Origin of the sequence: Prevotella sp. SGI.167, from assembly GCF_050313615.1 — a bacterium.
Taxonomy (GTDB): Bacteria; Bacteroidota; Bacteroidia; order Bacteroidales; family Bacteroidaceae; genus Prevotella.
The window spans coordinates 1-6386 of the sequence record NZ_JBNPLT010000060.1; the positions used below are offsets into that span (position 1 = coordinate 1).

At 40.2% G+C, this 6386-nt stretch carries 8 protein-coding genes; all 8 read left to right on the plus strand.

The genetic code is table 11. The annotated features are described in order from the left end of the window. A partial coding sequence (locus ACQRBJ_RS15510) for a hypothetical protein (protein WP_445304160.1) occupies positions 1–796 on the plus strand: 796 nt, incomplete at its 5' end. A gap of 11 nt (positions 797–807) precedes the next feature. Then, positions 808–1392 (plus strand): sugar transferase, encoded by a 585-nt coding sequence (locus ACQRBJ_RS15515; protein ID WP_445304161.1) that lies wholly within the window; start codon positions 808–810, stop codon positions 1390–1392. Between the two features lie 17 nt (positions 1393–1409). Then, entirely contained in the window at positions 1410–2639 is a 1230-nt protein-coding gene (locus ACQRBJ_RS15520) for a diaminopimelate decarboxylase (RefSeq protein ID WP_445304162.1), read from the plus strand. A gap of 7 nt (positions 2640–2646) precedes the next feature. Then, the gene (locus ACQRBJ_RS15525) at positions 2647–3687 is read left to right on the plus strand and encodes an ATP-grasp domain-containing protein (protein ID WP_445304163.1); all 1041 of its coding nucleotides are present in this window, start codon (positions 2647–2649) and stop codon (positions 3685–3687) included. Then, positions 3687–4571 carry an NAD-dependent epimerase/dehydratase family protein gene (locus ACQRBJ_RS15530; protein ID WP_445304164.1) on the plus strand — a complete coding sequence of 295 codons (885 nt, stop codon included), beginning with the start codon at positions 3687–3689 and terminating at the stop codon, positions 4569–4571. Before ACQRBJ_RS15525 ends, ACQRBJ_RS15530 begins: the two co-directional genes overlap by 1 nt. 18 nt (positions 4572–4589) lie before the next feature. After that, positions 4590–5150 carry a VanZ family protein gene (locus ACQRBJ_RS15535; RefSeq protein WP_445304165.1) on the plus strand — a complete coding sequence of 187 codons (561 nt, stop codon included), beginning with the start codon at positions 4590–4592 and terminating at the stop codon, positions 5148–5150. A gap of 7 nt (positions 5151–5157) precedes the next feature. Further along, the gene (locus ACQRBJ_RS15540; protein ID WP_445304166.1) at positions 5158–5835 is read left to right on the plus strand and encodes a PIG-L deacetylase family protein; all 678 of its coding nucleotides are present in this window, start codon (positions 5158–5160) and stop codon (positions 5833–5835) included. A 27-nt stretch (positions 5836–5862) separates the two neighbouring features. Next, positions 5863–6300 (plus strand): WbuC family cupin fold metalloprotein, encoded by a 438-nt coding sequence (locus ACQRBJ_RS15545; protein ID WP_445304167.1) that lies wholly within the window; start codon positions 5863–5865, stop codon positions 6298–6300. Positions 6301–6386 lie beyond the last annotated feature (86 nt).

The following is a 6386-nucleotide window of genomic DNA, read 5'->3' on the forward strand; positions in this document are numbered from 1 at the left end:
TGTTGAAGGTATTTCTGATAAATTAGTGATAGACAATTTTCTAAAAAAGCAAAAGAAGAGTGATATTAGTGTCTATAATATTGACTGTATTGATTATAGTGAGGTCTTTGCAGGAATGTCGCCAGAAGATATTAAGGTTTTGAAGGAGAGTAATAAAGAGAAAGTTGCATATTTGGCATTAAAAGTGGAAAATGAAGTCGAAAATTGCCATTTCCTTGGAATTATAGATAGGGATCTGGATTTTGTGAATAACCACGTTATGTCTGGGAAATATCTCTCCTATACTGATTATAATTCAATGGAAATGTATCTATTCTCTTATGATAATATTGATGCTCTTCTTAAAAATTCCTTTAGAATTACAACTAATGTAAACGTAGATAATTTTATGAAATCGATAGGATATGTATGTAGAGTCTTGTTTTATATTAGAGCTTATTTAGAAAGTTCAAATGGTTCTATAGTTGATTTTAAAAAGAATTTATCATACGATAGAACAGATAATACGTGTTCATTGGACATTGAAAAATATATCAACAAAATAGCTCAAGCAAATAGAATGGTTTGTAGCTTTGATGGTCTGTACAAAGAGATTCAAGAAAAGTTAGCAAAATCGGTAGATGATATACGATTAGAGATTAAAGGACACGATTTTATAAAAGTTTTATATTTCTCCATTTGTAAGCATAAAAAAGTGAGTATGGATGAGAGCGAATTGGCAAATACATTTTGGGTATATTTGGATGACAGAGTATTGGCTAATGAGCCTCTATTTCAAAGAATATGTAATTTATAGAAAAATATTATATGTATAGACATTTTTTTAAAAGACTGATAGATTCTATCCTTGCCATTTGTGGCTTGATAGTATTCTGTATTCCTATGGTGATAATCGCCATTTGTATTAAGTTGGATTCTAAAGGTCCTGTCTTGTTTAAGCAGGTGCGATTAGGTAAGGGAATGAAGCCAATAACCGTGTTTAAGTTCCGTACCATGTGTAATCATGCCTATGAAATGGGCGGTATCGCTACGAGTGCTTCCGATTCGCGTATCACCAAGGTAGGTGCTTTCTTGCGTCGTACCAGTCTTGATGAGTTGCCGCAGATGTTTAACATCTTAAATGGTACCATGGCTATTATCGGTCCACGTCCTATCTTGGACTGGGAATGGGAAGAATATAGCGATAATAAAAGATTTGCTCGTCGATATGATGCCCTTCCTGGTATGTTCTGCACTGTTGATGTGTGGAATCGAGCAGCTTTAAGAGAGGATCAATTTGAAATGGATGCGACTTATGTAGATAAGTTGTCGTTAGGGCTTGATGTGAAGACATTTTTCGGTGTCATTGCACCCGTTGTTACTGGCGCTCATGTATATCGTGATGAAAGATAATTTTAAATAGAAAAATTATGTATGCACTTTATCAATTAAAATCATTGGAGAGTCAATTTGGTTCTCCTATGTACCTCTTCAGAGAAGAGGATTTTGTGAATAACTATAAGGAGTTTGTTGCTTGCTTCAATAAACACTATTCTAAGTACCAGTTGTCTTATAGTTACAAGACTAACTATACTCCGTATATCTGTAAGTTGGTAAAATCTCTTGGCGGCTATGCCGAGGTTGTTTCTGACATGGAATGTGGGGTGGCTTTAGCTGTAGGTTATGAGCCTGAGCATATTGTTTATAATGGTCCTTTCAAGGGAGAACTTGGTGAAAAGTGTCTTCTTAAAGGTGGTTTGGTAAACGTTGATAATCTTGAGGAATTAAAGGGCGTATGCAAGCTAGCCAATGAGCATCAAGATAAGAAGATAGAGATTGGTATCCGTGTGAATATTAATATCGGACAGTCATTTATCTCACGCTTCGGTATTGATATGGATAGTGACGATCTTCAGAAAGCTTTTGATATGGTTTCAGAGGTAGGAAACCTGGAGGTCGTAGGTCTTCATTGTCATGTAGGTCAGTCACGCACTGTTGAAGCTTGGTCAAATCGTGCGAAAATTATGCTGGGCTTAGCTGATAAATATTTCCCAAATAAGGCTCCAAAGTATATCGACATGGGTAGTGGTATGTTTGCAAGAATGGAAGAATCACTTGCAAAGCAGTTTGGGGACAACATTCCTACATTTGAAGATTATGCTGCTGCAGTGGCGGTTCCTTTTGCAGAACATTATAAGCATTTGAGTCAAGAGGATAAGCCTATGCTGTTAACAGAACCTGGTACAACAGTAATCAATAGTTATATTGATTTCATAGGTAAGGTGAGAAGCATTAAACATATCAAGGGGCGTGATTTCGTTGTCTTAAATTGCAGCAAGGATAATCTTGGCGATATCTGTAAGATGAAGAAGATGCCTTTGCAAATTGTTCACGTTAACGAAGAGCAGGAAATCTTGAAGGATGCTGAGTTTACAGGTTATACTTGTTTGGAACATGATGTGATGTATCCAGACTACAATGGTTCATTGGGTGTCGGAGACTATGTAATCTTCGGTAACGTAGGTGGATATAGCAATGTGTCTAAACCACCTTTTATCTTCTGGAACAGTCCGATGATTGCAAAGAAAGCTGATGGTAGTCTTTCGGTAATGAAGAAGGGTGAAACTTTTGAAGATATTTTTGCAACTTATATTATCTAAGTCAGTTATGAAGGATTTAACAGTTATGTTGTCTGCCTGTGGTGCTCAATTTGCCCCTGGTATGGTCAATTGTTTGAAAGATAACGGTGAAAGAAACATTCGGGTTATCGGTATCGACATGCATTATGACAAGACTTTGGAAAGCCTGTATGATGCGATTTATGAGGTTCCAAGAGCCACTGATGAACATTATATTGATCGTATTCTTGAAATCTGCAGATTGGAAAAGGTTGATGTGGTATTGCCTTTTATGTCAGCAGAGTTGCTTCCTCTTCTTGACAGAATCGAGGATTTTAATCAAGCGGGCGTAAAGGTTGCTGTAGGTGACCGCCATTCTATTGAAATAACAACCAATAAGTATAGCTTCTATACTTTCTTAAAGGAGCAAGGATTAAAGGTTCCTAAATTCGCATTGGTTAGCAAGGCGTCTGAATTGAAGGAAGCCTGTGAAGCTGTAGGCTACCCTAATCATCCTGTATGTGTAAAGGCTACGGAATTGAGTGGTAGTAGAGGTATCAGAATGATAGACCCATCAAAATCCAGTTTTGATATTCTCTTTGGGGAGAAGCCTAATTCATTCTTTACTACTTTTGAGGATTTGCAGGCAACCTTGAATGAGCACCCAACGATGCCGGAAATGATGGCAATGGAGTATCTTCCAGGTGAAGAGGGATCGGTAGATCTGATAGCTGATCATGGTGAAATTGTCTATATGGCTTATCGTGAAAGTAATGTAAACCTTGCCAGCATTCCTCAAGAGGCTACTTTGTCTTATAATGAAGAGGCATATCAAATAGCAAGAGACGTTGTCAAAAGTTTAGGTCTGCATGGAAGTGCAGATCTGGATTTCAAATATGACAAGGATGGTCATCCTGTATTGATGGAGATTAATCCTCGTATAGCTGCAACTATGCAGATATTTAAGGAGGGCGGTTTGAATCTTCCTTATCTCCGTATCAAACAGCTTCTTGGCGAGGAACTTCCTTCTATTGAAGTTAAATATGGAGTTAAAATGAAAAGACGTTATTTAGAAATGTTTGCCTGCTAATGAAAAAGATATTGATTACCGGTGCCAACAGTTATGTTGGTACCAGCGTAGAGAAATGGTTGTTGAAGACTCCAGGAGAGTTTGAGGTAGATACAGTGGATACTATGAATGAGGCTTGGAAGAAGGCTGATTTCACGAAGTATGATGCTGTATTCCACGTAGCTGGTATTGCACATGTGGATCCAAAGCCGGAGATGGCTCCTTTATATTATAAGGTGAACCGTGATTTGACGGTAGAGATTGCCAAGTGGGCTAAGGATGCTGGTGTGAAGCAATTCGTGTTTATGAGCAGCGAGATTGTTTATCATGTTAGTAGATCGCTGAAGCCTCATATTATGACACTTGATACCAAGCCAAATCCAAATGACTTCTATGGTGATTCCAAGCTTCAGGCTGAAAATGGATTGAACGAACTGGCATGTGATACCTTTAAGGTTGCCAACCTTCGGCCGCCTATGATTTATGGCCCAAAATGTAAGGGTAACTTCTTGCGTCTGGGATGGCTTGCAACGAAGGTTCCTGTATTCCCATGTTGGCACAATAAGCGTAGTATGCTTTATGTATATAATCTCGCTGAGTTTGTGAAGCAGATTATCAACCGTGAACTCTCTGGTACTTTCTATCCTCAGAATCGTGAGTTGAGTGATACCGTGGAGATTGTCCGCTTCTTTGCCAAGAAGTATCATCATAAGGTATGGATTAGCACATTGTTTAATCCTGCAGTGTTGATAGGTTCTTGGTTCTTGCCTCAGGTTCCTAAGATGTTTGCTGATTCTTATTATGAGCCAAGTATGACCAAATATGATTTCGATTATCAGGTGTTCAGTCTGGAGGAGTCAATGAAGGACCTGGAAGTAACTGAGGATAATAGAAAAATGAAGTAGATGCCATATCTCTAGGTTATGGATATAGATATATTCGAAAAATACTCTTCTCTCTTTGATCCCGGTATTCCTGATTATATCTTTTTCCTTTCTTTTTGGGCAATGAGCCTGATTATTGCAATCCTGCTCATCGCAAAAAAGGGAATTGATATCAAGAGAATGGTGATGGGAACGTTGCTCGTGGAGTGCATCTTTATCATTTATTGCTCTACGGTGATATATCGGGAGACCTTCCCGGAACCTCAATACAACTTCATGCCATTCTGGAGCTATCAGGCTATCAAGGATGGCGATGACATGTATATCGTAGAGAACTTTCTCAATGTCATCTTGTTTATACCCGTAGGTTTCCTGGCTTGTGGGTTCAGAAGGATGAACAGATGGTGGAGGGTGGCTCTCCTGGGATGTCTCATCTCCTGTTCCATAGAGGGTTTGCAGCTTTGGTTGCAAAGAGGACTCTGCGAACTGGATGATGTGTTCCATAATACCTTGGGTGCTATCGTGGGATATGGACTCTATCGGGTAATGGCTTCTGTATTGAGATGGAGTATGAAGAATAATAACAATAAACAAAACTAAGAAAAATATGAAATACTTATTAGTTGTAGCTCATCCTGATGATGAGGTGTTGGGTGCTGGTGCATCTATGTGGAAATGGTCGCATGAAGGCGACGAGGTAGAAGTGGCTATCATGTGTACTGAGGCGAAGGCAAGAGCTTTCCGCCCTTCTGATGCTGAGTTGGAGGGTGATACCAATGAGAGTACTGCCTTCCTGGGTGTGAAGAAGAAGTATGAGGCTACTTTCCCTAATATCGAGATGAATATGGTTCCTCACTTGAAACTGGTACAGTTTATCGAGAGTGCCATCCGTGAGAGTGAACCTGACATCGTGATTACGCATCATCCTGCCGATACCAACAATGACCACCTGATGACTTCCATGGCATGTCAGGAGGCTGTTCGCCTCTTCCAGCGCCAGCCAACCGTAAAGCCATTGAAGGAGTTCTGGTATATGGAGGTTCCTAGCTGTACAGAGTGGGCTATCAACGATGCCATGAATCTCTTCCGTCCTAACTGCTATGTTGAGGTTGGCAAAGAGGGTGCTGAGGCGAAATGCAAGGCATTGGCGATGTATAGAGGTGTAATGCGTCCGTATCCACATCCAAGAAGCAATGAGTATCTCATGGGCTTGGCTGCCGTAAGAGGTAGCCAGTGGGGATGCAACTATGCTGAGGCTTTTCAGGTAGTGTTGAGAAGATATTAGAAGATTTTGTTTCTTTTAGGAAATATGCTGGAAATAAACAAGGATTTCTTGGATTCTCTTTTTGCCAAGGCAAAGGAGAATCCTCGCTTGCGCCAGAACTATGATCTTCGTACAAGTGTTGAGGATCAAAGCCAGAGAATGCTCAATGCTCTGCTGCCTGGTACGGAAGTGGCGATACATCGTCATCCCAATTCATCAGAGAGTGTCATCTGCCTTTGTGGTAGAATGGATGAAGTGATATACGAGGAGGTGGTATCGTATCTACAGGATGGTGAGGATACCATAAGAAAGGTCTCTTATCAAGAGATTGAGAGAATTCATCTTAATCCCGTAGAAGGAGTTTATGCCTGTCAGGTTCCAAAAGGGGCATGGCATACGGTTGAGGTATATGAACCTAGCGTTATCTTTGAGACAAAAGATGGGGCTTATGGGAAGGATGGGAGCGAAATTCTTCGAACCACCTAGTTCCCCCTTCCAAGGAGGACTCCACATCTCTCACCAAGCCTCTCTCTTGCCCGAAGAGAGAGGATGTAACCGCCCTCAGTGCTGCT